We start from the raw sequence: 23,668 nt of genomic DNA, 5'->3' as shown, positions 1-23,668 counted from the left end.
CCACACCCCTGCTGGTACGACGTCTGGCACGCCCATCTCGCCTGGTGGAGAGGGCGCGGCGTTTTCATTTACGAACGGCCCATCAGGCTTCTGACAGGCTCCACTCGTGGGCCCGCAGGTAGTAGACGGTGGAGGCCTTGGGGTTCTCCGGCAGGCCCTGGATGCGCCGGCTGAAGGGGATCAGCCATTCGTCAAACTGGAGGTAGAGGCAGGGCACTTCCTCCACGAAGATCTCCTGGATGCGGTCGTAGTAGACCCGGCGCTCTTCGGGGTCCACCACGTTCAGGCCCGCTTCGATGAGCTGGTCCATCTCCTCATTGCGGAAGTTGTTGAAGTTGTTGCCGCCGGTGGAGTGCAGGGTGGAGAAGGGGTCCGGCTCCACGGCGTTGGTGTTGTAGGTCCAGTTGAAGAGGGACGCGTCCAGGGTGCCGTTGCGCATGCCCTCCAGGATGGAGGCCACCGGCGCCTCGGCCAGCTGCATGTCGATACCCACTTCCTTCAGCATCTGTTGGGCCAGCTCGGCGATGGGCCGACGGGCCGAGTCGCCGGAGATGGTGGTGCAGGTGAAGGAGAGCTTCATGCCGTCCTTTTCCCGGATGCCGTCCGCACCCATGACCCAGCCTGCCTCATCCAGCAGGGCGTTGGCCTTTTCCACGTTGTAGTCGTACTGCTTGAGATCCGGCTTGTGGTAGAAGCTGGAGGGCGGGATGTTGGAGTGGGCCACCTGGGCCGTCCCGGCCCAGAGGTCGTCGATGATGCGCTGGCGATCCAGGGCGTGCATCATGGCCTGGCGGACCCGCTTGTCCGAGAGCTGGGGCAGCTGGTTGTTCAGGGGGAAGTGCTTGATGGAGTTGCCCAGGGTGCGGAAGAGGATGAAGTTGGGATCCTGCTCCAGGGTCAGGCTATCTTCCACCAGCAGAGGCCAGACCGAGGAGTGGGCCTCGCCGGACTGGAGGGCCACCATGCGCACCGACGGCTCCGGCACCACCTCCAGGCGGATGGTGTCGATCTTGGGGCGGCCCCGGAAGTGGTCGTCGAAGGCCTCGATCTCGGTGTATTCCGCCGCCCGCCACTCCTTGAGCTTGTAGGCGCCGGTGCCGATGGGCGCGGTGCGGTAGGTCTCCTCGCCCACTTCCGCGTGGTATTCGGACTGGACGATGCCGAAGCTGGCCCAGGTGGCCAGGGAGGCGGCGTTGACCTGGGCCATCTTGACCACCACCGTGTAGTCGTCCGGCGTCTCGATGGAGTCGATGCCGAAAAAGTCGCCTGCGCTGACGGCGGCGTTGTCGGGGTTGCGGTAGTAGTCGTAGGTATACTTCACGTCGGCGGAGGTGAGCTCCTTGCCGTCGTGGAACTTGACACCTTCCCGCAGTTTAAAGGTGTAGGTGAGGCCATCGTCGGCCACCTCGTAGCTCTCGGCCAACACCAGCTCGACCTCGTTATATTCGTTGTAGTAGAGCAGCGGGTTGTGGATGTTGTAGACGATGACGAAGTGCACGTCGGGGCCGGCATCGTCCGGCGAGAGGCTGGCGATCTCCTGGTGGCCCAGCCAGATCATGGTGCCGCCGTCCTGCCCTTCCGTCGGGGCCGGAGCTGCCCCTTCGGCGGGCGCTGCCGGCGCGCCGGTCTCGGTGCTGGGTTCAGCGGGAACGGCACAGGCCGCCAGGAAAGCCGCCGAACCGCCCAGGGCTGTGTAGCGCAGGAACTGGCGTCGGCTCATGCCGCGGGCTTTGGGGTTGGGTTGTGAGCGCTTGATTCCCATCGGTTCACGGTCCTTTCATGAACGGTAGTGGTTACAACCTGGAGTCGAGGCTGGCGGTCCACCTGGCTACGGAGAACGCTAGACACACGTGGATCCACCGCGAGGTTGGAGAGAGTCTAGCACAGGGAATGGCGCCGTGTCAACGAAGGGAACGGGGTACGGGATTCTACCCCACTACCCCCCTGGCGGGCCCGTTTGGCCGCGCGCTGCCGTACCTCATGGCGCAGCTCTTTTTTGCGGATGCGCAAGGATTGGGGGGTGACCTCCAGCAGCTCATCATCGCCCAGGTACTCGATGGCATCGTCCAGGGAGAGGGTTCGTGTGGCCATCAGCCCCTCGCTGTCCTGCTTCGGCTTCTCCCGGAAGTTGGTCAGGGCCTTGGTCCGACACACGTTGAGGACCAGGTCCTCGTCGCGGATGTGCTGGCCCACCACCTGCCCGGCGTACACCTGGTCGCCCGGCCGTACGAAGAAGGTTCCCCGCTGCTGCAACTGCTCCAGGGCATAGCTGGTGACGGTGCCCGTCTCCAGGGCCACCAGGGAGCCATGTTCCCGGGTTTCGATGTCGCCCATGTAGGGCACATAGCCGTGGAAGAGGGTGTGGAAGATGCCCGTGCCCCGGGTGGCGGTCAAAAACGGCTGCCGGAAACCCAACATCCCCCGAGTGGGCACCAGGTACTCACAGTAGACCGTGCCATCGTCTCCGTAGCGGATATTCTGGAGCTGGCCCCGGCGTCGGCCCAACATCTCGCTCACCGCGCCCAGGTAATCGGCCAACACCTCCACGTAAAGCTCCTCCACCGGCTCCAACAGCCCCCCTTCACCTTCCCGGAAGATGACCTCCGGCCGGCTGACGGCAAATTCGTACCCCTCCCGGCGCATGGTTTCGATGAGCACGGCCAGATGGAGTTCGCCCCGGCCGGCCACCAGGAAGGTGCCTCCCTGGACCTCTGCCCCGTCCACCTCCGTGACCCGCAGGGCCACGTTGCGTTCCATCTCCTGATGCAGCCGGGCCCGCAGATGGCGGCTGGTGAGGTACTGACCCTCCTGGCCGGCAAAGGGGCTGTCGTTGACGCTGAAGGTCATGCGGACGGTGGGCTCTTCCACCGAGATGGGCGGCAGGGGGCGGGGATCCGCCGGGTCGGCCAGGGTGTCGCCGATGCCCACGTCGGGCAGCCCGGCCACGGCCACGATGTTGCCCGCCTCCACTTCCTCCACCTCCAGCCGCTTGAGGTCCCGGAAGATGTAGACCTGGCTGACCCGCCCGGACACCACCTCCCCGTCGGGGGTGATGCGGGCGATGGCCTGGCCGGTGCGCAGGGTGCCGCTGCTCAGCCGGCCCACGGCGATTTTGCCCACGTAGTTGCTGTATTCCAGGGTGGTCACCAGCATCTGGGTCGGGCCGGTCCGGTCCACCCGGGGGGGCGGCAGATGCTGGAGGATGGCGTCGAAGAGCGGGCGCAGATCCTCGGCCAGCTGGTCCGGCGCGTGGCCGGCCCGGCCTTCCAGCGCGCGGGTGTAGATAACCGGGAAGTCGGCCTGTTCTTCTGTGGCGCCCAGGTCGATGAAGAGGTCGAAGGTGGCGTTCACCACCTCGTCCGGCCGGGCAGCCGGCCGGTCCACCTTGTTGACCACCACGATGGCCTTGTGGCCCTTGGCCAGCGCCTGACGCAGGACAAAGCGGGTCTGGGGCATGGGGCCTTCCACCGCATCCACCAGCAGCAGAACGCCGTCCACCATGTTCATCACCCGCTCCACTTCACCGCCGAAGTCGGCATGGCCCGGCGTATCCACGATGTTGATGGTGACGCCGTTGTAGACGATGCCCGTGTTTTTGGCCAGGATGGTGATGCCCCGCTCCCGTTCCAGGTCGTTGGAATCCAACACCCGTTCGGCCACCTGCTGGTTGGCCCGGAACACGTTGGTCTGGCGCAACATGCCGTCCACCAGGGTGGTCTTGCCGTGATCCACGTGGGCGATGATGGCCACGTTGCGAATGTCGTTACGAATATCGGCGCGAATGTCGGTCTGTACGTCCTGCATCTGGGCCGTTGATTCAACTGCGGATGATTTTTGCATGGCTTCCATCAGAAATATAAACACAAAAACGCCCGGTCAGGTTTGGACCGGGCGACCGGGTTCCTGGGCCGGGGCTCCGGACCCCGGCGCAACTGGCGGCATTATAGGCGACTTTGGGCCAGGCCGCAACATTGTGGACCTTCTGAGTATCGTTCAAGATGGCCGGAATCTGCCCAGCTGCGTCTGCCCTGGGCTCATGGTTCCGGGGCATCCGCCGGCATGGGCTCGATCCAGAGGCGCTCTCCATCGGTGGCCAGGTGGATGGTTCCATGCAGGTCGTTGCGCAAGACCAGACGCCCCTGGAGGTGCGCCAGCACGTCGGGGGCGGGGTGGCCGTAGTCGTTGTCCGCGCCCACCTGGATCACGGCCACCGCCGGGTTCACCGCGGCCACGAAATCGGGACCTGTGCTGGACTTGCTGCCGTGGTGGCCCACCTTCAGCACGGTGGCTGCCAGGGGCGCGCCCTGCGCCATGAGCCGCTCCTCGCTGGGCAGACCGGCATCCCCTGTGAGGAGGGCGCTGAAGTTGCCGTATACCAGCTTCAACACCAGCGAACGTTCGTTGTCACTCTCCTCCAGGCCATCCACGCCAGAAGCGGGATCCGGCGGCCACAGGACCCACAGCGCAACCCCATCCCCCAGGTCGAGCCAGGCGCCCGCGTGGACCGTGGTGAGGGTCACGCCCTGGGCGGCCAGGTTGGCCCGCCACAGCGCTGCATCCGGGCTGATCCGGGTGGCTTCAGTGGCCATGGCCTGGCCGACGTGGAAGCGCAGGGGTAGCTCCGCCTGCCCGTCCATGTGGTCGCTGTCCGGGTGGGTAAGCACCACCAGGTCCAGCTCCCGATCCCAGAAGGGCATCACCGCGCCCAGCTGGCTGAAGAGCTGCTGCCCGCTGCTCCCCCCGTCCACCAACACCTGGCGACCTGAAGGCGTCTGGATCAGGATGCCGTCCCCCTGGCCCACGTCCAGGAAGTAGAGGTGGAGGCGGCCGTCCGGCTGGGTGAGGGCTCCCCACCAGGTGAGCACCAGGACCACGGCCAGGGCGCCGGCTGTGGCAGGCTGGGTCAGCCGCCGATGCCCCTGGGCCCGCAGCCAGGCGCCCACCCGTCCGGCCAGGGGACGCCAGCGGCCGCCCCAGCGGACGGCGGCAATGGCGGCGTAGGTGGCCCAGAGGGCCGCGGGGCCGTACTCGGCCACCGAGAGGCTGGCACCGGGCCAGGCCGCCGTCCACCGCACCATGGCCACTGTCCAGGCCAGGCCCAGCCAGGGGATCCAGAGGAGCGCCTGGGCCAGCCAGGCCAGGCCCAGCACGCCCACCAGCAGGGCGGCGCTGCCCCAGAGCATGATCAGGGGCTGGGCCGGCGCGATGAGCAGGTTGGTCACCAGGCTAACCAGGCTCAGGCGGCCAAAGTAGAAGACCACCAGGGGCAGGGTGGTGATGTTGGCGGCCAGGGTCACCAGGAGGCCGTCCTCCACCAACCCCCGCATCAGACTCTTCCCCCGGGCGGCCCAGTCAGGCGGGGCGGTTGCGGCCAGGGGGCCGCCGGCGAAACCCGGCCCGAGGCGGCTGAAGAGGCGGGTGATGCCGGGGGTGAAGAGGATGAGCCCCGCGGTGGCTGCACTGCTCAGCTGGAACCCCACGTCCCACAGGGCCAGGGGATTGGCCAGGGTCATGGCCCAACAGGCCGCAGCCAGGCTGACCAGCGCGGTGCTGCGGCGGCCCAGGGTCACGGCGATGACGTAGAGTCCGCCCATGAGGGCGGCCCGCAGCACCGCGGCATCGCCCCCCACCACCAGGGCAAAGCCAGCAATGCCAGCCAGGGTGGGAACCAGGGCGCCCCGTCGGCCCAGCAGCCGGGTGCCCAGGGCCATGAGAAGGCCGGCCACCAGGGCCACGTTGCTGCCGGAGATGACGATGACGTGGCTGGTGCCGGTCAGGTTGAACTGATCGTACAGCTCGTCCGGGATGCCCGCTTCGATGCCCAGGAGCATGCCGTTGGCCAGGGCGGCGTAGGGCTCTGGCAACAGCCGGTTGATCAGGGCTTCCCCCCGGGCCCGAAAGGCGTAGAGCACCCGCATCCAGGGCTGTCCCTGGCGCGGGCCGGGCAGGGATTGAACCCGGGGGCTGTAGAGCAGGCTGTGGACGCCCTGCCGGGCCAGGTACTCCCGGTAGGAAAAGTCCTCGAAGTCCGGCGGCGTGGCCAGGCGCCCCTGGACCCGCAAGGGCTGGCCATACTGATACCGTGGGTGGGCTGCAGTCACGAAACGGACCCGGCCGGCCACGGAAATTTCCCGGCCCTGCTGGATCAGGGCATGGACGGCCAGGCGGATCTCCTGGCGGCCGTCGGTGACCTGGGGATAGCCGATCACGTGGCCCACCAGGGTGACCGTGGGCGCGCTGCGATCCATGGCCCGGTTCGGCGGCAAGTTGTAGTAGGCCAGATCCTGGGGCGTCCAACAGGGGGTGTAGGGGCGGGAGCCGTAGCGGAGGAGGCCAGCCACCAGGCAGAGGGCCAGGGCGACCCAGAGGGCGACGGCAGGGCCCCGGCGGGGTGGCTCGAAGCCGGCGGACGCCGGCCAGCGTATGGGGCCGGTCGCCGGGGGGCGCAGCCAGGCCAACCGGTTCAACAGGGGCGTCCAGGGCAAGAGCAGGAGGGGCAGGGGCCAGAGGGCCGGCAGCCGGCCACAGCCCGGCCAGCCGAATTCCCAGGCAAGCCGGCCCAGCACGATACCGGCCATGTAGGCCAGGGCCAGGTAGAGCAACGTCATGGAGCGGGGGACCTCCATCCAGCTGCAAGGTTGAAAACGCCGACGGCCATCATCTTACCAATCCTGCACAGTTCGAGCAACTCCTTTGACCATTTCTGATAAGATGCTGTACACTTATGGATGAAAAGGTTCCACAGGCGCTGCCCATCGCGCCCGTTCTGCTCTGTGGCCACGGTGTTGCTGCCGGGGCCAAATGCTCTTGTCCTTCCGAGTCGTTGACGACGGACCTATTTGTCAACCTATTTATATAGGTTCGCCACGACCATTTACTTCCCAACCGATATCCTGATGAAGGAGGTATAACCTTGCAAGCGTTTGACTTTGTGCGCGCAACAAGTGTGGATGAGGTCGTGTCCATCCTGCGCCAGAACGGCAACCAGGCGCGCGTCCTGAGCGGTGGCACTGACCTCCTGGTGGCGCTGCGGGAAGGACGAGCCGAAGCCAGGGTCGTTGTGGATATCAAGGGGCTGCCCGAAACCACCGAGATGAGCTACTCGCCCGAGAGTGGCCTGCGTCTGGGGGCGGCGGTTCCCTGCTACCGTATGTACGAGGACGAAGAGCTGTCCTCTCTCTATCCGGGACTTATGGACTCGGCCCGGCTCATCGGCGGGGTCCAGATCCAGGGGCGCGCCAGCATGGGGGGCAACCTCTGCAACGCCTCGCCGGCGGCGGACTCCATCCCGAACCTGATCGCCCATTCGGCCGTGTGCGTCATCGCGGGGCCCAACGGCCGCCGGGAAGTGCCGGTGGAAGAGTTTTGCGTGGCGCCGGGCCGCACGGTGTTGCAGCCGGGTGAATTCCTGCTCTACCTGCAGATCCCGGCGCCCAGGCCGGGCTTCGGCGCCGCCTACCAGCGCTTCATCCCCCGCAACGAGATGGACATCGCGGTGGTGGGTGTGGGCGCCTCGGTGCAGCTGGACGAGAGCCGCAGCGTGATCCAGTCGGCCCGCATCGCGCTGGGCGCGGTGGCGCCGACCCCCCTCTACGTGCCCGAAGCGGGCGAAGCCCTGGCGGGACAGCGCATCAGCGACGAGGTGATCGAGCGGGCTGCGGAAATTGCCAAAGCCGCGGCGCGACCCATCACCGACATGCGGGGCACCGCCGAATATCGCAAGCACCTGTCCGGCGTCCTCACCCGGCGGGTGTTGAAGAAGGCCATCGAGCGAGCTCAGGCCAGCTGACCTGCCCTGTTCCCTGGGAAATGAACCCGGGCGGCCGGAAAAGAAGCGACGAGTCCCATAGCCCAGATAGAATCGGGAGAGCGAAAAAGCATGTCCAAGAAAGTGCAAGTCCAGACGACCATCAACGGGGAAGAGGTGGAATTCCTGTGCGAGCCGCGCCAGAGTCTGCTGGAGGTGCTGCGGGAGACCCTGCTGCTGACCGGCGCCAAGGAAGGCTGCAACAACGGTAACTGTGGCGCCTGCAACGTGATCATGAACGGCCGGCTGGTGAATTCCTGTCTGGTGTTGGCGGTGGAGGCCGAGGGCGCCGAGATCACCACCATCGAAGGGATCGCCCTGGGCGACCGGCTCCATCCCCTGCAGCAGAAATTCCTGGAGCATGCTGCCCTCCAGTGTGGCATCTGCACGCCGGGCTTCATCGTCTCCGCCAAGGCGCTGCTGGACAAAAACCCCGACCCCACCGAGCACGACGTCCGCATGTGGCTGGCGGGCAACCTCTGCCGCTGCACCGGCTACGACAAGATCGTCCGGGCCGTGCTGGACGCGGCCGACAGCCCCGAGATGGAGATGATCCGCAGCTAAGGGCTGCCCTGTCCCTTTCAGACTGGGACAGGTTGCAGGCCCATCGGCGGACTGGTTCGGTCGATGGGCGGAGGTTTGAACGACTCCATGGAGCATGAAGTCTGGATCCCTTCCCTCCACCGGGATCTCACCGGTGGCGTGGAGCAGGTGACGGTGTCAGGGGAAACCGTGGGCGAGGTCATCGACGCCCTGGAGGCCCGGTTTCCGGGCATACGGGAGCGTCTGTGCGATGGCGACCGGATTCACCCCTACATCGCCGTGGTCATTAACGGGGAGATGAGCCGGCGGGGGCTGCGCCATCGGCTGAAGGAGCCCAGCGAAATTCACTTTGTGCCGGCCATTGGCGGCGGCTGATGGTACGGTGGCTGTAGAAATTCAGAGGCCCACACCGGACGGTGTGGGCCTCTGCCATTGGCGAGCCGGTCAAGCGAGCCGGTCAAGAAGAGTTGCCGAAAATGATGGGGAAGTAGAGCAGGGTTCCCCCACCGCCCTGGGAGACCAGGAGCCGGCTGACGGGCGGCTGGTTGATGCCATCGCCCATCAGCCAGAGGGTCAGCACGGCGCCGGGCAACAGGTTGAAAGGCGGCAGATCCAGCCACGTGCTGTTGTCCCCTGCCTGTAGAACGCGCCAGTCGTAACTGCCCACCGGCAGGGTCAGGAAGCCACTTTCATCCCGGTACTCCAGGTTCTCCAGGCTGGGGTCGATCACCTGGCCGCCCTGGGTGCGGACGTGAAGACGGGTGCCGGCCGAGGTGTTGGCAAAGGGCGCCACATGGACCACCCGGATCTTGCCCAGGCCCGCCGGCGGGGTTCCGGTCTCATCCACCAGCCAGAGCATCTCCAGGGGCCAGCCGTTGCTGCCACCCACGATGGCCCCCGTGTAGCTGGTGGGCAGGGCGAGGGTCTCGGTGACGGTAAAACTGGGGACGACCTGGGGGATCACCTGGACCGTCACCGTGCCCGGCGACAGGCCCACGTATCCGCTGGTGAAGTCGCCCAGCTCCAGGTTCAAGAACTGATAGATACTGTTGCTTCCACTGAGGGTGACGTTCAGCAGGGTGTTGCTGGCGAAGGGGGCCATGTGGGCCAGACGGACCTGGGCCGAAACCGGCACGATGGTGTCCCCTGGCGGCGGCAGGGTCCCGTCGGTGGAGCTGCTCCCCGTCTGGGCCCAGGCCTGCCCGGTCAGCCAGGCGTGGCCGGCCAGGAGCAAGAGCAGTACAAAAACCAGGGCATACCCGGGGCGAGGCCGGCGGCGAGGTTGTTGTCGGTGGTCCTGATCTCCTTCGATGGCTTGCATGTTGAGTCCTCCTTTTGTACCTGCCCGCATCCAGGCCGACCAAACCCCTGACGTATCGGGGCGACTTCGCCAGATCGAAGCCGGATGCCGGCACCTCCACGGTTGCGGAAACGGAACGTCCCCAATTATAGCGGAAAAATCGGGCGGGATCTACCAGGTTTACGAATACGAAAACTGTTCGCCTCCCCTTCCCTGCGGGGCAAAGGGGCCCGTAAGCGGACCCGGAGAATTCCTTGGCCCTGCCTGGTGTGGATGCTATAATCAGAGCCATGCCCATCCAGATTTTGCAGCCAGAGGTGGCCGCCAAGATCGCTGCCGGTGAGGTGGTGGAGCGGCCCGCCAATGCCGCCAAGGAATTGATCGAAAACAGCCTGGATGCCGGCGCCACCGAGATCCGCGTCGAGATCCGGGAGGGTGGCCGGCGGCTGCTGCGCGTCACGGACAACGGCCATGGCATCCCCGCCGACGAAGCGGAGCTGGCCTTCCAACGCCACGCCACCAGCAAACTCCATACGGCCGAGGATCTCAGCCACATCGCCACCTTCGGCTTTCGGGGCGAAGCCCTGTACAGCATCGCCGCCGTCAGCCATGTCACCCTGACCACCCGGCATCGGGATGAGCCCTTCGGCGTGCAGGTGCGGGTAGAGGGCGGCCAAATCGTGGGCCGGGGACGGGCCGGCTCACCGGTGGGCACGGTGGTGAGCGTGGAGCATCTCTTCTACAACGTGCCGGCTCGCCAGAAATTTTTGCGCAAGGCCGCCACCGAAGCTGGCCACATTGCCAACCTGGTGCAGCGGTATGCCTTGGCCCACCCGGACCGCCGCTTCAGCCTGGTCAACGACGGCCGGCTGGTCTTCCAATCCAACGGCAACGGCGACCCTTTCGACGTCCTGGCCAAGGTGTACGGCCTGGAAAACGCCCGGCAGATGGTCTCCCTGCTGCCGGGGGACGGGACCTCTCCGCCCGGGCTGGATGTGGCCCAGGATGTCTCCTTCATGGCGGAGGAGCTGCCCGGGGCCGAAGCGGCCGGGGCGAACCCCGAAGAGAGCCCGGTCCGGGTGACCGGCTACACCAGCCTGCCCAGCCTCACCCGGGCCAACCGCAGCCACATCGACATCTTTGTCAACCGCCGCTATGTGGAGGATCGTAGCCTGGTCCATGCGGTGGTGCAGGCCTACCACACCCTGCTGCCCGTGGGGCGTTACCCCCTGGCCGTCATCTTTGTGGAGGTGGCCCCGGAACTGGTGGATGTGAACGTCCACCCCCAGAAGACCCAGGTGCGCTTCGTGGAGGAGCGCCGGATCTTCAGCGCGGTGCAGAAGGCCACCCGCCAGGCGATCTTACGCCACGCCGCGCCGCCGGATCTGGCCCTGCCCTCCCCCCAGCCCCCTGCCGAGGATGTGGGGACAAGGGGGCCAGACAGTGGATGGGCGACCCGGCGGGAGGCTCTGCTTGGCGCCGGCCGGCAATCTCACCTGGATCTGTTCGTGCCGCCCGGCCAGCCTGCCCGCCAGTCGTCACCCCTCCCGGTAGGTGACCAGACGGAGGCGCGCCAGGAGAACTGGCACCAGCCCGCGACAGGCGGCTCCTCTCGCCCTGTCCCGTCCCAGCAGCCGGCCCGTCTGCCCCCCCTGCGGGTGGTGGGCCAGGTAGGCGCCATGTACATCATCGCCGAAGGGCCGGAAGGGCTCTACCTCATCGACCAGCACGCGGCCCACGAGCGCATCCTCTACGAAAAGTTCATGGCCCAGCGATATGGCCAGGGCGATGGGGGTGTTCCTCGCCAGCAGCTGTTGCAACCCCTTCCCCTCCACGTGGGCAGCGAGCTGGCCGGGCTGGTGGCCCGCCATCTGGATGAGCTCCTGCACCTGGGCTTCGAGATTGAACCCTTTGGCGGCGACACCTTTCTGGTGCGGGCCGTGCCCAGCGTCCTGTCCGGCCAGGATCCCCAGCGCAGCCTGGATGAGATCGTGTCTGCCCTGGGCGAAAATCGTAACCTGGTGGGCGAAGAGCTGGAGAACCGGCTGGTCAAGATGATCTGCAAGCGGGCTGCCATCAAGGGGGGGCAGCTCCTCAGCACCCTGGAGATGCAGGAGCTGGTGCGCCAGCTGGAAGCTTGCCAGTCCCCCCGGACTTGTCCCCACGGCCGTCCCACCCTGATTCAACTCTCGGCTGGCGAGCTGGAGCGGGCCTTTGGCCGGGCCTGAAGTTGCGGCGCACTGGCGGTCCGCTCTGGAAAGATGGGTGAAGCTGCCTAATGCTTCCCTGGGCTCTGGCGCCGTGATGCCTCGTGATGTCGGGGAGCGCCCCGGCAAGGAAATGGATTCATCCTGGCGGCAACTTTGGTAGGCACCCCCGGCTATGTTATACTCATGGAATTGTGAATTTTACTGCGCCACGGATCAGCGCGCCATCTCAGTGACCCTGCCATCGCCACGGCCAGCCTGGAACCATAGAGCCGACCGTCCCCTGGCCTGATTTTTTGCAAAATCGGCCAGGATTTCGTGCCAGGCCGGCAACCCGGCCGCAGGGAATGAGGCAGCCGGAAAAGAATCGCCAGAAAAGAGAAGGAATTCGAGGAAAAAATGCCACTGAAAGTCTCCACCGAACCGAAGGAAAACCGCCAGCTGGAGATGACCATCGAGGTCGAGCAGGAGCGGGTCGACCAGGAGTTGCGCAAGGCGGCCCGCAAGCTGGCCGGGCAGTACCGCATTCCAGGCTTCCGCAAAGGCAAAGCGCCCTATCACATCGTCGCCCAATATGTGGGCCTGCCTGCCCTCTTCAATGAGTTCATCGAAAAGCTGGGCGAAGAAGTCTACAGACAGGCGCTGGAGCAGGAGCAGATTGAGCCCTACGCCCCTGCTTCCCTGGACATCGCCAGCCTGGAGCCCCTGACCTATCGGCTCACCATTCCCCTGGAACCCAAGGTGGACCTGGGCGACTACCGCAGCCTCCGCCTGGAAGAGGAAGAGCCGGTGGTGGAAGAGGCCGAGATCGAGGAACAACTCAAGCAGTACCTGGAGCAATACGCCGGCTGGCAGGAGGTCGACCGGCCCAGCCAGTACGGAGATATGTTGACCATCGACGTCAAGAGCGTGCTGGTCCAGGAGGATGCCGCCGAGGGTGAAGAGACGGTGGTGTTGGACGAGACCGACTGGGACGTCACCCTGGATCAGGAAAACCCCATGGAGCCGCCGGGCTTCGATGAGGCGCTGCTGGGCATGCGGCCGGGCGAGGAGAAGGAGTTCGTCCTGAGCTGGCCCGAGGACAGCCAGAGCATCTACGCCGGCAAGCAGGCCCGCTTCCATGTCAAACTCCACAAGATCCAGGCCTATGAGCAGCCCGAGCTGAACGACGACTTTGCCAAACTGGTCGGGCCGGACTTTGAGACCCTGGACGACCTCAAGGAAAGCATCCGCCAGAGCCTCTTGGAAGAAAAGAAGCGGGAAGCCGAGCAGGAATATCTGGAGAAAGCCCTGGATCTGTTGGTGGAGCAGAGCCAGATGGAGTACCCGCCGGTGGTGGTGGAGGACCAACTGGATGCCATGGTCCAGGAATTTGAGCGGCAGTTGCGCCAGTTCGGCATCGAGAGCCTGGAAAGCTACCTGCAGCAGACCGGCCAGAGCCTGGAGGAATACCGGGAGAGCCTGCGGGAGGCTGCCGAACGGGTCGCCCGGCGCAATCTGGTCATCTCCGAGTTGTATCAGGCCGAAGGGCTGGAGGTCACCGACGAGGATATCGAGGAGCGCATCAAGGAAATGTTCGGCGAAGAGGCCGATTCCCAGGACCCCTCCACCCAGGGGCTCATCCAGATAATGCGCCAGGGGGCGGGCCGTTCCATCCTGGAAAGCCAGATCCTGCAAGAAAAGGCCCTCCAGCGGCTGTTGGCCATTGTGCGCGGGGAAGAGCTGCCCCCGCCTGGCCAGAAGGAGGACGGCCAGGAATCGACAGAAGAAGGCGAGCCGGCAGAGCAGGCTTCGGCCGAGGCTACGCCAGAGGCCAGTGCCGGAGGCTCCGACGAGGAGAACGCTTCCGAGGCGTCGGAACATGCGCCCGTGGCTTCGAACGAGACTCCGGACGAGACATCGGAGGAAGCGCCGGAACAACAGTAGGCAGGGCACAACGCTAACAGAACGCAAACAGACAAAAGAAGCCTGCTTACGGTCTGGCGGTCCCAGAGCCGTTATGGTGTCATCGCCTGGCAGAAATCTTGGTTTTCGACCAGATAGAACGGAGTAAGATATATGATTCACCCAACCAATGTCATTCCGATGGTGATCGACAACAGCGGCCGGGGCGAGCGTGCCTATGACATCTACAGCCTGCTGTTGAAGGAACGGATCGTCTTCCTGGGGATGCCGATTACCGACCAGGTGGCCAACCTGATCGTGGCCCAGTTGCTCTACCTGAACGGCGACGACCCCAACCAGCCCATCAACCTGTACATCAACAGTCCGGGTGGCAGCATCTACGCGGGCCTGGCCATCTACGACACCATGCAGATGATCCAGGCGCCCGTCAGCACCTATGCCGTGGGCGTCACGGCCAGCATGGGCACAGTGCTTCTGGCTGCCGGGGCCAAGGGCCGGCGCTATGCCCTGCCCCACGCCACCATCCACCTGCACCCGGCCAGCAGCGGCGCCCAGGGCTACACCGAGGATGTGCGCATCGCCTTCCGGGAGCAGGAACGGGTGCAAACCCAGCTCTTCCACCTGGTGGGGAAGCACACCGGCCATAGCTGGAAGCAGATCGAGAAGGACTTCGAGCGCGACCGCTACATGAACGCCCTGGACGCCAAGGAGTACGGCCTGGTGGACGAAATCCTGGGCGACACCAGCGACGTGGTCATCGTGCGGGATGGCCAGATCATCGTTCCCGAGCCGGAAGAGGCCGCCCAGAGCAAGAACGGTGCCGGCGCCTCCTGAGGCCCATACCCATCTATGCAAATGCCCATGGAAGCTCGCTGTTCGTTCTGCGGCAAAGAAAAATCCGAAGTTCAACGGCTCATCGAAGGCCCGGACAATGTATTCATCTGCGATGAGTGCATTCTCCTGGGCGCGGAGATCCTGGCCGAAGAAGGCCTGACCGACGCCGCACCCGGTCACAAGCCCCGGTCGGCGCCCCGCACCGTCCCCAGCCCCCGGGAGATCGTCGCGCACCTGGACCAGTACGTCATCGGGCAGGACCGGGCCAAAAAGGTCCTTTCGGTGGCCGTCTACAACCACTACAAACGGGTCTTTGGCGTCAGCGCGGGCGCCGGCGAGACCCAGGCCGATGTCGAAAAGCCCGAACCGGAAACGGGCGCGGCCATGGACGATGTGGAGCTGACCAAGAGCAACGTACTCCTCATCGGCCCGACGGGCAGCGGTAAGACCCTGTTGGCCCAGACCCTGGCCAGGCTGCTGGATGTGCCCTTCACCATCGCCGACGCCACTTCCCTCACCGAGGCGGGATATGTGGGCGAAGATGTGGAGAGCATCCTGGTGGGCCTGCTGCAGAACGCCGACTGGGACACGGAGCGGGCCGCCTACGGCATCGTCTACATCGACGAGATCGACAAGATCGCGCGCAAGGCGGGCGATAACCCCAGCATCACCCGGGATGTGAGTGGGGAAGGGGTACAACAGGCCCTGCTCAAGATCATCGAGGGGACCGTGGCCAATGTGCCCCCCAACACGGGGCGCAAACACCCCCAGCAGGAGTTCATCCAGCTGGATACCCGCAACATCCTCTTCATCTGCGGCGGGGCCTTCGCCAATCTGGCCGACATCGTTCGCCGCCGGCTGCAACGCCGGGGCAGCCTGGGCTTTGTCCCCAGCGATGAGGAGCTACTGCTCCGGGGGAGCCAGGGCGCACCGGATCGTGCTGCGGGCGAAGATGAGCAGCGTCCCCTGCCCGAGGATTTGACCGAGCGGCAGCGGGAGTTGCGCATCCGGCGCATGGAAAAGGAAAGCCGAGACGAGAGCTGGTATCTGCGTCAGGTGATGCCCGATGACCTGCTGGCCTATGGCCTGATCCCGGAGTTCATCGGCCGGCTGCCCATGATCGTCAGCCTGGAAGCGTTGGATCGCCAGACCCTGGTACGCATCCTCACCGAGCCCAAGAACAGCGTGGTCCGCCAGTTCCAGCGTCTCTTCGCCATGGATCAGGTCACCCTGGAGTTCCAGCCGGAGGCCCTGGAGGCGATTGCCACGGAGGCCTTCCTGCGCAAGACCGGCGCGCGGGGCCTGCGCAGCATTGTGGAGGAAGCCCTGCTGGACGTGATGTTCGAGATCCCGGGCCGCAGCGATATCGCCCGCTGCGTGGTCACCCGAGAGGTCTTCACCCAGGGGCAGCCCCCCTTGCTCTACAACGAGCAAGGACAGCTGGTTCCCCTCCACCGGGAGTATCGCACCGCCGCGTAGTAGGTGGTGGGACCAACTCCATTCCAGGCCAAAGCAGAAGGCCCCGGATTTCCGGGGCCTTCTGCGATCTCATGATCTAAACGCTGGTGGCGGTTCATGTCCCGTAGGTCCGGTCTCTGGCCGGACAAGCGCCGATGGCGGTATGTGCACCCCTGTCACGCAAGGATGCGTGACCTACGAGTCGTGGGTCCAATCTCTGCCGGACAAACGCTGGTGGCGGTTCATGTCCCGTAGGTCCGGTCTCTGGCCGGACAAGCGCCGATGGCGGTATGGGCACCCCTGTCACGCAAGGATGCGTGACCTACGGCCAGACGATGACGCCGATTCATGTCCCGTAGATCCGGTCTCCTGGCCGGACATCCGCACCCAACGGGACGGGAGCCCATGTCACGCAAGGATGCGTGACCTACGAGTCGTGGGTCCAATCTCTGCCGGACAAACGCTGGTGGCGGTTCATGTCCCGTAGGTCCGGTCTCTGGCCGGACAAGCGTCGATGGCGGTATGTGCACCCCTGTCACGCAGGGATGCGTGACCTACGGCCAGACGATGACGCCGATTCATGTCCCGTAGGTCCGGTCTCTGGCCGGACAAGCGCCGATGGCGGTATGTGCACCCCTGTCACGCAGGGATGCGTGACCTACGGATCATGCGGATTTTTCATTCCCCGCAACGCAATGAAGGTGCATGGAGCACTCAGATGCGGTGTAATCCGTGGCTGTAAATAAAATACAAGGGTGGTGTCTGGGTTAATCTGTGAATCGCTGGTTGCCGCAGTGAACTCATATCTGGCCGGGTGGAGCATCTTGCTCGGCCAGCAGCCGACGGGCGATCTTCTGGTCGGTGACCGGCAAGGGCAGCCGCGTCAGCTCCGCCGGCGCGATCCAGCGCCAGTCGTCACAGCCCAGGGCCTGGGGCACGCCCTGGACGTGGCGGGCATGGAAGGCGTGCAGGGTGATGCGGAAGTGGGTGTAAGCGTGGCGAACCTGCATCAGCGGCGACAACACCTGGATCTCGATGCCCAGCTCTTCCCGGATCTCCCGCTGCAGGCAACTGGCCAGATCCGGGTCGCCGGCCTCCAGCTTGCCACCGGGAAACTCCCACAGCCCCCCCAGCATGCCCTCCTGGGGACGCTGGGCGACCAGAAGGTCCGACCGGTAGGGGGCGCCACGCCAGATGATGCCCGCGGCCACGTCGTAGTGGGGAGTCGGGCGCCGGGGTGAGGTAACCGGGCGCTCGGCCTGGGTACCCCGGGCCGCGGCCTGGCACAGGTCGGCCAGGGGGCAGAGCAGGCAGCGGGGCGAAGTGGGCGTACAGACCGTGGCGCCCAACTCCATCAACGCTTCGTTGACCGTGCCGGCTTCGCCCTCGGGTGCCGCCTCTACCACTGCCTGGGCCAGCTGCCACAGCCGCCGGAGGGTCTCCTGCTGTTCAATGGGCGTGTCCACATCGGCCAGGCGGCTCAACACCCGCTTGACGTTCCCATCCAGGATCGGCTCCCGCTGTCCATAGGCCAGGCTCAGGATGGCGCCCGCGGTGTACGGGCCGATACCGGGCAACTGTAGCAGCGCCGTCCGCCGGTCTGGAACCCGCCCCCCATGCTCCTGGAGCACCTGCCGGGCTGCCCGATGGAGGTTGCGGGCCCGGGCGTAGTATCCCAGCCCCTCCCAGAGCTTCAGCACCTCCTGCTGGTCGGCCGCGGCCAGGGCCTCCAGGGTGGGAAAGCGGTCCATCCAGCGCCGGTAGTAGTCCACCACCGTGTCCAGGCGGGTCTGCTGGGCCATGATCTCGCTCACCCAGACGGCGTAGGCGTCCCGGCGGCCGGCCGGCTCCTGCCGCCAGGGGAGGGCGCGCTGATGCTCCTGGTGCCAGCGGACCAGTCGTTGCCCGATTTCGGAGACGTTCAGGGAGGCGTTCATGAAAACCTGGGAAGCGGCCGGGCCTTTCTGTCGAACCTCTCGCCTACAGGGGGGTGTCCCATGTTGGAGGCTGTGTAGCTCTCTGCCGTCTGAGAGGCCCCCAATATGTGGATCGGCGTGGGCTAACTGCCCGGGACCCCCACAAACATGCACTGGCCAAAGGAGGTCGCGGCAAAGAGCAGGATGAGCACGATCCACATCCAGATGGGAAAACCGGCGAAGGTACGCGGCCGTTTTTTCTTCTGGTCGGTGACTTTGGGCAGCGGCGTCTGGCAACGCCAGCAGACATCTTTATCGTCAGGATTCCAGGTATTGCAATTTGGGCAATCCATCGCTCCTACGTTCCTTTAATGCCTCTGTCACGCATCTGTGCGCGACTTATCATCTGTGCGTGACTTATGAAGAATTCCTGGTCTGGTAATGGGTATCCTACCGCCAATCAGGCTGCCGTGCAAATGGGTTAGCCGGTGGGGAGGCAGCCGGTTTGGGATGGATTCCCACGGCCATCCGAGACAGTCAGGGGGGGACGCCTGGGTGGGGGGAAAGCCTGGGGCGGCTCAGCGGCCGGCCAGGCCGGACATCTGAATGCCGCCCACGAAATAGCGCTGGGCGAAGAAGAAGAGCACCAGCAGGGGCAGGATCATGGCCGTGGACGCGGCCATCATCAGGTTCCAGGCCGTGGAGTAAAGGTCCTTGAAACCCAGGAGCCCGATGGCCATGGTCCATTTCTCCGGGTTTTGCAGGTAGATGAGGGGCTGGAAGAAGTCGTTCCAGTGATGGATGAAGGAAAAGACGGCGATGGTGGCGATGACCGGCTTGGAGAGGGGCATGACGATGTTCCAGTAGATGCGATAGTTGCTGGCCCCATCGATGCGGGCGGCCTCATCCAGGTCGTAGGGAATGGTCATGAAGAACTGGCGGAACAGGAAGATGTTGAAGGCGCCGCCCCCCAGCCAGAAGGGCACCACCAGGGGCAGGATGGTGTTGATCCACTTCAGGGTCCGAAACACGATGAAGGTCGGGATCAGGGTCACAATGGCGGGCAGCATGATGGTGGAAAGCACCAGCATGAAGAGCGGCTCCCGGAAGGGGAAACGCAGCCGGGCAAAGGCGAACGCTGCCATGGAGGCCGTCAACAGGGTGCCCACCGTCGCCAGCACCACAATTTGCGCCGTGTTCCAAAAATATTTGGCGAAGGGGACGGCCTGGAAGGCCTGGGGGTAGTTCTCCCAGACGATGGGATCGGGAATCCACTTGGGCGGCATCAGGAAGGTCTGAGCGCCCGTCTTCAGCGAGGTGGAGACCAGCCAGGCCAGCGGCAACGCCAGGACCACGCCAAAAAAGCTCAAAACCAGGTACCAGAAACCGGCCCAAAGCAGGCGGGACAGCCGCCGACGGCTCCACCGGCTCGCAGTTGGCCGGGCTGCCAGGGCCGGGACCGGCCCCTTGCGCTCAGAGATGGTGGACATTGGCCTTTACTTCCTCAATTCCCCTTCATAAAACACCCAGCGATCCGACAGGCGGAACTGGATGATGGTGAAGATCAAGACGATGATGAACAGCACCCACGCCATGGCCGACGCATACCCCATGCGGAAGTTCTCAAAGGCGTTGCGGTAGAGGTAGAGCAGGTAGAAGAGGGTGGCGTAGTTGGGGCCGCCGTCGGTCATGATGAAGGCCTGGGTGAAGACCTGGAAGGCGCCGATGATGGCGATGATCAGGTTGAAGAAGAGGGCCGGCGTCAGCAACGGCAGCGTGACCCGCCAGAAGCGGTGCCACCAGTTGGCGCCGTCGATGTCGGCCGCTTCGTACAGCTCCTGGGGGATGCCCTTCAGCCCGGCCAGGAGGATCACCATCTGGCCGCCAATGGACCAGAAGCTCATGATGATGAGGGCCGGCTTGGCCAGCTTCGGATCTTGTAGCCAGTAGAGCCCCTCCAGCCCCAGCCAGTTGAGGAACGCGTTGGCCAGCCCCCATTCCGGGTGGAAGATCCAGACCCAGAGGATGGAGTTGGCCACCACCGGCGTCAACGAAGGGACGTAGTAGGCGGTGCGGAAAATGTGGATGCCCCGCAAGTTCAGGTTCATGGCCAGCGCCGCCAGCAGGGCCAGGAAGAGGTGGAGCGGGACGCCCACGAAGACGTAGTAGCTGGTGTTGTACAGAGACAGCCAGAAGCGGTCGTCGGCCATCAGCTTGCTGTACTGGGCCAGCCCCACCCACTGGGATGGGGTGACGATCTCCCAGCGGGTGAAAGAAATGTAGAGGGAAGCCAGCATGGGGCCGGCCGTGAAAGCCAGGAAGCCCAATGCCCAGGGCAAAATGAAAATGTAGGCGTCCCGGGCCTCGGTCCAGAGCAACCCCCGGGGCGAAGAACGCCAAAGTCGAAACCGTTTCATAGCCTCTCATCCGCTCGTTGGCGGCCTGCACGGGAGCCACCGATGATCCAGGTGGCCACCGCGCATCTTGGCCATTGGATTGGATCCCCAGATTGTACAGATGACACAGATTTTCCAGACCCTATCTGTGGCTCGGCTGCAAAAAGGTCAAATGAGAACGCTGACCCACGCAGATGAACGCTGATTCGGGAGATTCTCTCCTGCGTCTCTTTGTGCCTTTGCGTTCAAAAATGCCCTTTTGCAGGTCTATCTGTGAAATCTGTACAATCTGTGGATCACCCATCCAGCGAATTCCAGGGTTCGTCAGACGCCCGGGACGTAGACGGCCAGCTCCTCCACCCGGGCGGCGATGGCATCCAGCGCCTGCTGGGGATCGGCCTTCTCCACACCGTAGATGGAATTCAGCGCGGGCTGCACTTCCCGGTGGATGCCGATCCAGTCGCCGGCCACCGGCTCAGGCCGCCCATACTCGAAGGCGTCCAGCATGATCTGGGCGTGCTCGGGCAGCACATCGGCGCTGGTCTCCAGCAGGCTCTCGGCCACCACCTTCAGGGAGGGCACGTTCAGGCCGGTGGCCTCCACCCAATGGCGGAAGGCTTCCTCGCTGCCCAGATACTTGATCCACTGCCAGGCCGCGTCGGGATGTTCGGTGCCGCTGTAGACGCTGTGCCCGGCCGAAGCGACCCGGGTGGTGCGGATGTCGTCCGGGTCGGTGGGCAGGTGGGCAATGTCCCACGGGAATTCAGACGCCATCACGTTGGAGAAGACCGAGAATTGGGGGAACATGCCGATTTTACCGGTGGTGAAGAGGTCACCGGTGGTGAAGCCGCCGGCCTCGGCCACCGTGGCCGGCAGGTGGATGCCCAGCTCATGGTGCCAGCGCTGGATCTCCCGCACCTGGGAGATGCTGGGCTCCTGGTTCATGGTGAACTTGGTGCGGTCTTCGCTGAGGACATCGCCCCCCTTCTGCCACATCTTGATCCAGGTGTTGCGGTTCAGGTGCCAGTCCGCGGTGCCGTAGATCTTGTCGGGGCCGTCGCCTTCGGTGATGGCCGTGGCGGCCTCCAGAAAGTCGGCCCAGGTCCAGTTGTCCGTGGGCAGGGGCAGGCCATGCCGCTCGAAGAGCTCCACGTTGTAGATCATGACCGTGCTGGTGGTCTCCCGGGGGAAGCCGATCTGCCGGTCCTCGTACTGGAAGTCCTTCCAGGCCGCCAACAGGAAATCATCGCCGCTGATGTCGGGGTCGGCCTCCAGGAAGGGGTTCAGGTCCAACTGAATGTTGCGCACCGCCTGGCCAGAGTTGGTGTAGCTATGGGCCCAGTAGACGTCGGGTGCATCGCCGGCCGCGATGAGGGTCAACAGTTTGGTCTGGATCTCGATGGCCCCGCCGGGTTCCCAGATGGGTTCAATGGTGATGGCGCTGTTGGCCTTCTGGAAGTTGTCGATGAGGGGCTCGTAGCGCAGGAAGGCGGTGTCGTTGCCCCCCTGGGTCAGGAAGCTCAGGGTGACCGCCTCCTGAGCTGCCGGCGCGGCCCCACTTCCCCCGGCTTCGGTCTGGGCGGCCTGGGGTGCCTGAGGCGCCACACAGGCAGCCAGGGCAACGCCGCTTGCCCCGAAGAACACGCCGCGCAAAAAGTTGCGTCGGCTCAAAGTTCGCTTGGACGGGTGAGATTCGACCATGGTATTTCCTCCTTGTGGTGGGCGGATAGATCGATCACTTGCCAGATCAGGTCACTCGATCGTGCAGAGCTGTTGTAAGGGATAGATAATGTTGACGGACCCGTGACGGTGGAGGAGGATGATCCCGCGGTCCGTCAAGGCATGGAAGACATCCTGAAACCGGGTTGTCTAGACGTAGCCCGGCCAGCAGGATGGCTGCCAGGGCAAAGCGGTATAAAGATGTCTGCGGATTTCATGGTGCGTGGTCCGTGAACTGGCGCACGGATCACGCCGCAGGTCCGGTCTCCTGGTCGGACTGGAGTCCCTGCGCCGCGGTCACGCAAGGATGCCTGACCTGCGCACCACGTCCTGCCTGGCATCCATGGCGCTATTTCCGCCAGGGTTGTGCTAGACTGGCGCCCATTGTATAAGAGCCCATTGGCCCTGTCAAACAGGCCCGGGGTGCAGGTGCAGAGAGGCGCATGGCAGATTTGACAGGCAGGGGGAATTGGGGCCGTTGGGGAGCCTTGTGATGACACCTGGGGTGCATCCAAAAGCAGGCTCAACTTTTCGCCGCGTGGTAACCCTGCTAGAATGGTGTGCAGCCTGTATCACCTTCGGTTGCATAGATAGGAATAGACCATGAAGCCACGAGCCATCCCGCCGGTCATCGTGCCGGCGGACGTCTACGACGCCATCATCGATCATGCCCGGGAGGGCAAGCCCGAGGAAATTTGCGGCGTGGTGCGGGGGCGCGGCCTGGAAGCCTACGAGGCCGTGCGCGGCCGCAACGTGGCCCCGGAACGGATCGAAAATTACGAGGTGGACCCCCAGACGCTGCTGCTCCAGTTCAAGTTTGAAGAGGCCGGGGACGAGATGATGGGCGTCTACCACTCCCACCCGGTCTCGGTGGCCTATCCCTCCGCCACCGACGCCTGGAACGCCCACTATCCCGAGTGCATCTATTTCATCTGCTCCCTGGAATATGACGACCGGCCGGCGTTGCGGGCCTTCATGATGACGCCGGCCCCCCTGCCCGTCCCGGTGGAAACCCTGGCCCAGGAGCTGGCGTTCTATGAAACCCGGCCTAACCTCTTCGCCTACTACCAGCCCGCCCATCGGTCTGTCCCGCCCGCGCTCCTGGACGTGGTGGCCCAGGTCCCGTTGCCTTTCTACGTGGTCTTCTACCGCCACGAGGATGGCACCACAGAGGGGCGGGTGGTTTCAGTAGCGGAATTCCCCATCCAGCGGGTGTGATATCTTTTCGATCCTTTTGAATCTTTGACAAGGTATGGAGGCCCACAGTATACTTGGGGCAGGTGCGCTATAAACAAGATAGTGCCATCAATTAGATAGCATCAATCAGATAGAAGGTCTGAAGAGAGAAGGTTTGGCAACAGCCTGATCTATGAACCATTCTGAATTTTGCACCTACGCAGTTACATCCTGTTGCTCGTGTCTCTAGCGGGTGCCGCCAGCACGGCGCTGGCTGCCCCGCGTGTATGTCCGAGTAAGCGATGAACTGTGTGGCAAGATTCGGAATGGTGCTTTTCCAGGCACAGCCGAACCAATTGAAATCAACCTGAAAGTGCCTGTTTCTATTTGAGGCACGGGTTGTGATC

16 protein-coding genes are annotated in these 23,668 nt (G+C 64.5%); 8 read left to right on the top strand and 8 right to left on the bottom strand.

Going from position 1 to position 23,668, the window contains the following annotated elements; translation table 11 throughout:
- Nucleotides 1-82: 82 nt before the first annotated feature.
- From FKZ61_RS14280 to FKZ61_RS14270, 3 genes are all read right to left on the bottom strand, one after another.
- Entirely contained in the window at nucleotides 83-1,762 is a 1,680-nt protein-coding gene (locus FKZ61_RS14280; RefSeq protein WP_141610865.1) for an ABC transporter substrate-binding protein, read from the bottom strand.
- 116 nt (nucleotides 1,763-1,878) lie between these two features.
- Nucleotides 1,879-3,804 (bottom strand): translational GTPase TypA, encoded by a 1,926-nt coding sequence (gene typA / locus FKZ61_RS14275; RefSeq protein ID WP_141610864.1) that lies wholly within the window; start codon nucleotides 3,802-3,804, stop codon nucleotides 1,879-1,881.
- A gap of 230 nt (nucleotides 3,805-4,034) precedes the next feature.
- Nucleotides 4,035-6,608, bottom strand: a complete 2,574-nt coding sequence (locus FKZ61_RS14270; protein ID WP_170199742.1) for a DNA internalization-related competence protein ComEC/Rec2 — start codon at nucleotides 6,606-6,608, stop codon at nucleotides 4,035-4,037.
- A 305-nt stretch (nucleotides 6,609-6,913) separates the two neighbouring features.
- Here FKZ61_RS14270 and FKZ61_RS14265 point away from each other — a divergent pair, with 305 nt between their 5' ends.
- From FKZ61_RS14265 to FKZ61_RS14255, 3 genes are all read left to right on the top strand, one after another.
- Nucleotides 6,914-7,789: an FAD binding domain-containing protein gene (locus FKZ61_RS14265; RefSeq protein WP_141610803.1), complete on the top strand. Its 876-nt coding sequence runs from the start codon at nucleotides 6,914-6,916 to the stop codon at nucleotides 7,787-7,789.
- Nucleotides 7,790-7,879: 90 nt separating this feature from the next.
- On the top strand, nucleotides 7,880-8,371 hold the full coding sequence (locus FKZ61_RS14260; RefSeq protein WP_141610802.1) for a (2Fe-2S)-binding protein: 492 nt from the start codon (nucleotides 7,880-7,882) through the stop codon (nucleotides 8,369-8,371).
- An 87-nt stretch (nucleotides 8,372-8,458) separates the two neighbouring features.
- Nucleotides 8,459-8,725, top strand: a complete 267-nt coding sequence (locus tag FKZ61_RS14255; RefSeq protein WP_170199740.1) for a MoaD/ThiS family protein — start codon at nucleotides 8,459-8,461, stop codon at nucleotides 8,723-8,725.
- Between the two features lie 82 nt (nucleotides 8,726-8,807).
- On the opposite strand, the gene FKZ61_RS14250 is transcribed toward FKZ61_RS14255, so the two are convergent.
- Nucleotides 8,808-9,671 carry a DUF4397 domain-containing protein gene (locus tag FKZ61_RS14250; protein ID WP_170199738.1) on the bottom strand — a complete coding sequence of 288 codons (864 nt, stop codon included), beginning with the start codon at nucleotides 9,669-9,671 and terminating at the stop codon, nucleotides 8,808-8,810.
- A 269-nt stretch (nucleotides 9,672-9,940) separates the two neighbouring features.
- Between FKZ61_RS14250 and mutL the strand changes: the two genes are divergently transcribed.
- The 4 genes from mutL to clpX all read left to right on the top strand — a co-directional run bounded on the left by mutL (nucleotide 9,941) and on the right by clpX (nucleotide 16,075).
- Nucleotides 9,941-11,878 (top strand): DNA mismatch repair endonuclease MutL, encoded by a 1,938-nt coding sequence (mutL, locus tag FKZ61_RS14245; protein WP_141610799.1) that lies wholly within the window; start codon nucleotides 9,941-9,943, stop codon nucleotides 11,876-11,878.
- Between the two features lie 378 nt (nucleotides 11,879-12,256).
- Nucleotides 12,257-13,783, top strand: coding sequence for a trigger factor (gene tig, locus FKZ61_RS14240; protein WP_141610798.1), 1,527 nt, complete (start codon nucleotides 12,257-12,259; stop codon nucleotides 13,781-13,783).
- Nucleotides 13,784-13,915: 132 nt separating this feature from the next.
- Complete coding sequence (locus FKZ61_RS14235) at nucleotides 13,916-14,596, top strand: ClpP family protease (protein WP_141610797.1); 681 nt, start codon at nucleotides 13,916-13,918, stop codon at nucleotides 14,594-14,596.
- A gap of 27 nt (nucleotides 14,597-14,623) precedes the next feature.
- A complete protein-coding gene (clpX, locus tag FKZ61_RS14230) occupies nucleotides 14,624-16,075 on the top strand; it encodes an ATP-dependent Clp protease ATP-binding subunit ClpX (protein WP_326838571.1) in 1,452 nt (483 codons plus the stop codon).
- A 779-nt stretch (nucleotides 16,076-16,854) separates the two neighbouring features.
- Here the strand turns inward: clpX and mutY are convergent.
- The 4 genes from mutY to FKZ61_RS14210 form a co-directional block, all read right to left on the bottom strand.
- A complete protein-coding gene (mutY, locus tag FKZ61_RS14225) occupies nucleotides 16,855-17,991 on the bottom strand; it encodes an A/G-specific adenine glycosylase (RefSeq protein ID WP_141610795.1) in 1,137 nt (378 codons plus the stop codon).
- A gap of 557 nt (nucleotides 17,992-18,548) precedes the next feature.
- Nucleotides 18,549-19,460 (bottom strand): carbohydrate ABC transporter permease, encoded by a 912-nt coding sequence (locus FKZ61_RS14220; RefSeq protein WP_141610793.1) that lies wholly within the window; start codon nucleotides 19,458-19,460, stop codon nucleotides 18,549-18,551.
- A gap of 6 nt (nucleotides 19,461-19,466) precedes the next feature.
- The gene (locus tag FKZ61_RS14215; protein WP_141610792.1) at nucleotides 19,467-20,387 is read right to left on the bottom strand and encodes a carbohydrate ABC transporter permease; all 921 of its coding nucleotides are present in this window, start codon (nucleotides 20,385-20,387) and stop codon (nucleotides 19,467-19,469) included.
- 303 nt (nucleotides 20,388-20,690) lie between these two features.
- Nucleotides 20,691-22,067: an ABC transporter substrate-binding protein gene (locus FKZ61_RS14210; RefSeq protein WP_141610791.1), complete on the bottom strand. Its 1,377-nt coding sequence runs from the start codon at nucleotides 22,065-22,067 to the stop codon at nucleotides 20,691-20,693.
- A 621-nt stretch (nucleotides 22,068-22,688) separates the two neighbouring features.
- On the opposite strand from FKZ61_RS14210, the gene FKZ61_RS14205 reads away from it, so the two are divergent.
- Nucleotides 22,689-23,303, top strand: coding sequence for a Mov34/MPN/PAD-1 family protein (locus FKZ61_RS14205; RefSeq protein ID WP_141610790.1), 615 nt, complete (start codon nucleotides 22,689-22,691; stop codon nucleotides 23,301-23,303).
- The last annotated feature ends 365 nt before the right edge of the window (nucleotides 23,304-23,668 follow it).

It is taken from the genome of Litorilinea aerophila (assembly GCF_006569185.2).
GTDB lineage: Bacteria > Chloroflexota > Anaerolineae > Caldilineales > Caldilineaceae > Litorilinea > Litorilinea aerophila.
This window is presented reverse-complemented; position numbering and strand designations above follow the sequence as displayed.

Coding starts and splice junctions, on each gene's coding strand:
- FKZ61_RS14280 (WP_141610865.1), bottom strand. CDS start 1,762: ATGGGAATCAAGCGCTCACAACCCAACCCCAAAGCCCGCGGCATGAGC.
- typA (WP_141610864.1), bottom strand. CDS start 3,804: ATGCAGGACGTACAGACCGACATTCGCGCCGATATTCGTAACGACATT.
- FKZ61_RS14270 (WP_170199742.1), bottom strand. CDS start 6,608: ATGACGTTGCTCTACCTGGCCCTGGCCTACATGGCCGGTATCGTGCTG.
- FKZ61_RS14260 (WP_141610802.1), top strand. CDS start 7,880: ATGTCCAAGAAAGTGCAAGTCCAGACGACCATCAACGGGGAAGAGGTG.
- FKZ61_RS14255 (WP_170199740.1), top strand. CDS start 8,459: ATGGAGCATGAAGTCTGGATCCCTTCCCTCCACCGGGATCTCACCGGT.
- FKZ61_RS14250 (WP_170199738.1), bottom strand. CDS start 9,671: ATGCAAGCCATCGAAGGAGATCAGGACCACCGACAACAACCTCGCCGC.
- mutL (WP_141610799.1), top strand. CDS start 9,941: ATGCCCATCCAGATTTTGCAGCCAGAGGTGGCCGCCAAGATCGCTGCC.
- tig (WP_141610798.1), top strand. CDS start 12,257: ATGCCACTGAAAGTCTCCACCGAACCGAAGGAAAACCGCCAGCTGGAG.
- FKZ61_RS14235 (WP_141610797.1), top strand. CDS start 13,916: ATGATTCACCCAACCAATGTCATTCCGATGGTGATCGACAACAGCGGC.
- clpX (WP_326838571.1), top strand. CDS start 14,624: ATGGAAGCTCGCTGTTCGTTCTGCGGCAAAGAAAAATCCGAAGTTCAA.
- mutY (WP_141610795.1), bottom strand. CDS start 17,991: ATGAACGCCTCCCTGAACGTCTCCGAAATCGGGCAACGACTGGTCCGC.
- FKZ61_RS14220 (WP_141610793.1), bottom strand. CDS start 19,460: ATGTCCACCATCTCTGAGCGCAAGGGGCCGGTCCCGGCCCTGGCAGCC.
- FKZ61_RS14215 (WP_141610792.1), bottom strand. CDS start 20,387: ATGAAACGGTTTCGACTTTGGCGTTCTTCGCCCCGGGGGTTGCTCTGG.
- FKZ61_RS14210 (WP_141610791.1), bottom strand. CDS start 22,067: ATGGTCGAATCTCACCCGTCCAAGCGAACTTTGAGCCGACGCAACTTT.
- FKZ61_RS14205 (WP_141610790.1), top strand. CDS start 22,689: ATGAAGCCACGAGCCATCCCGCCGGTCATCGTGCCGGCGGACGTCTAC.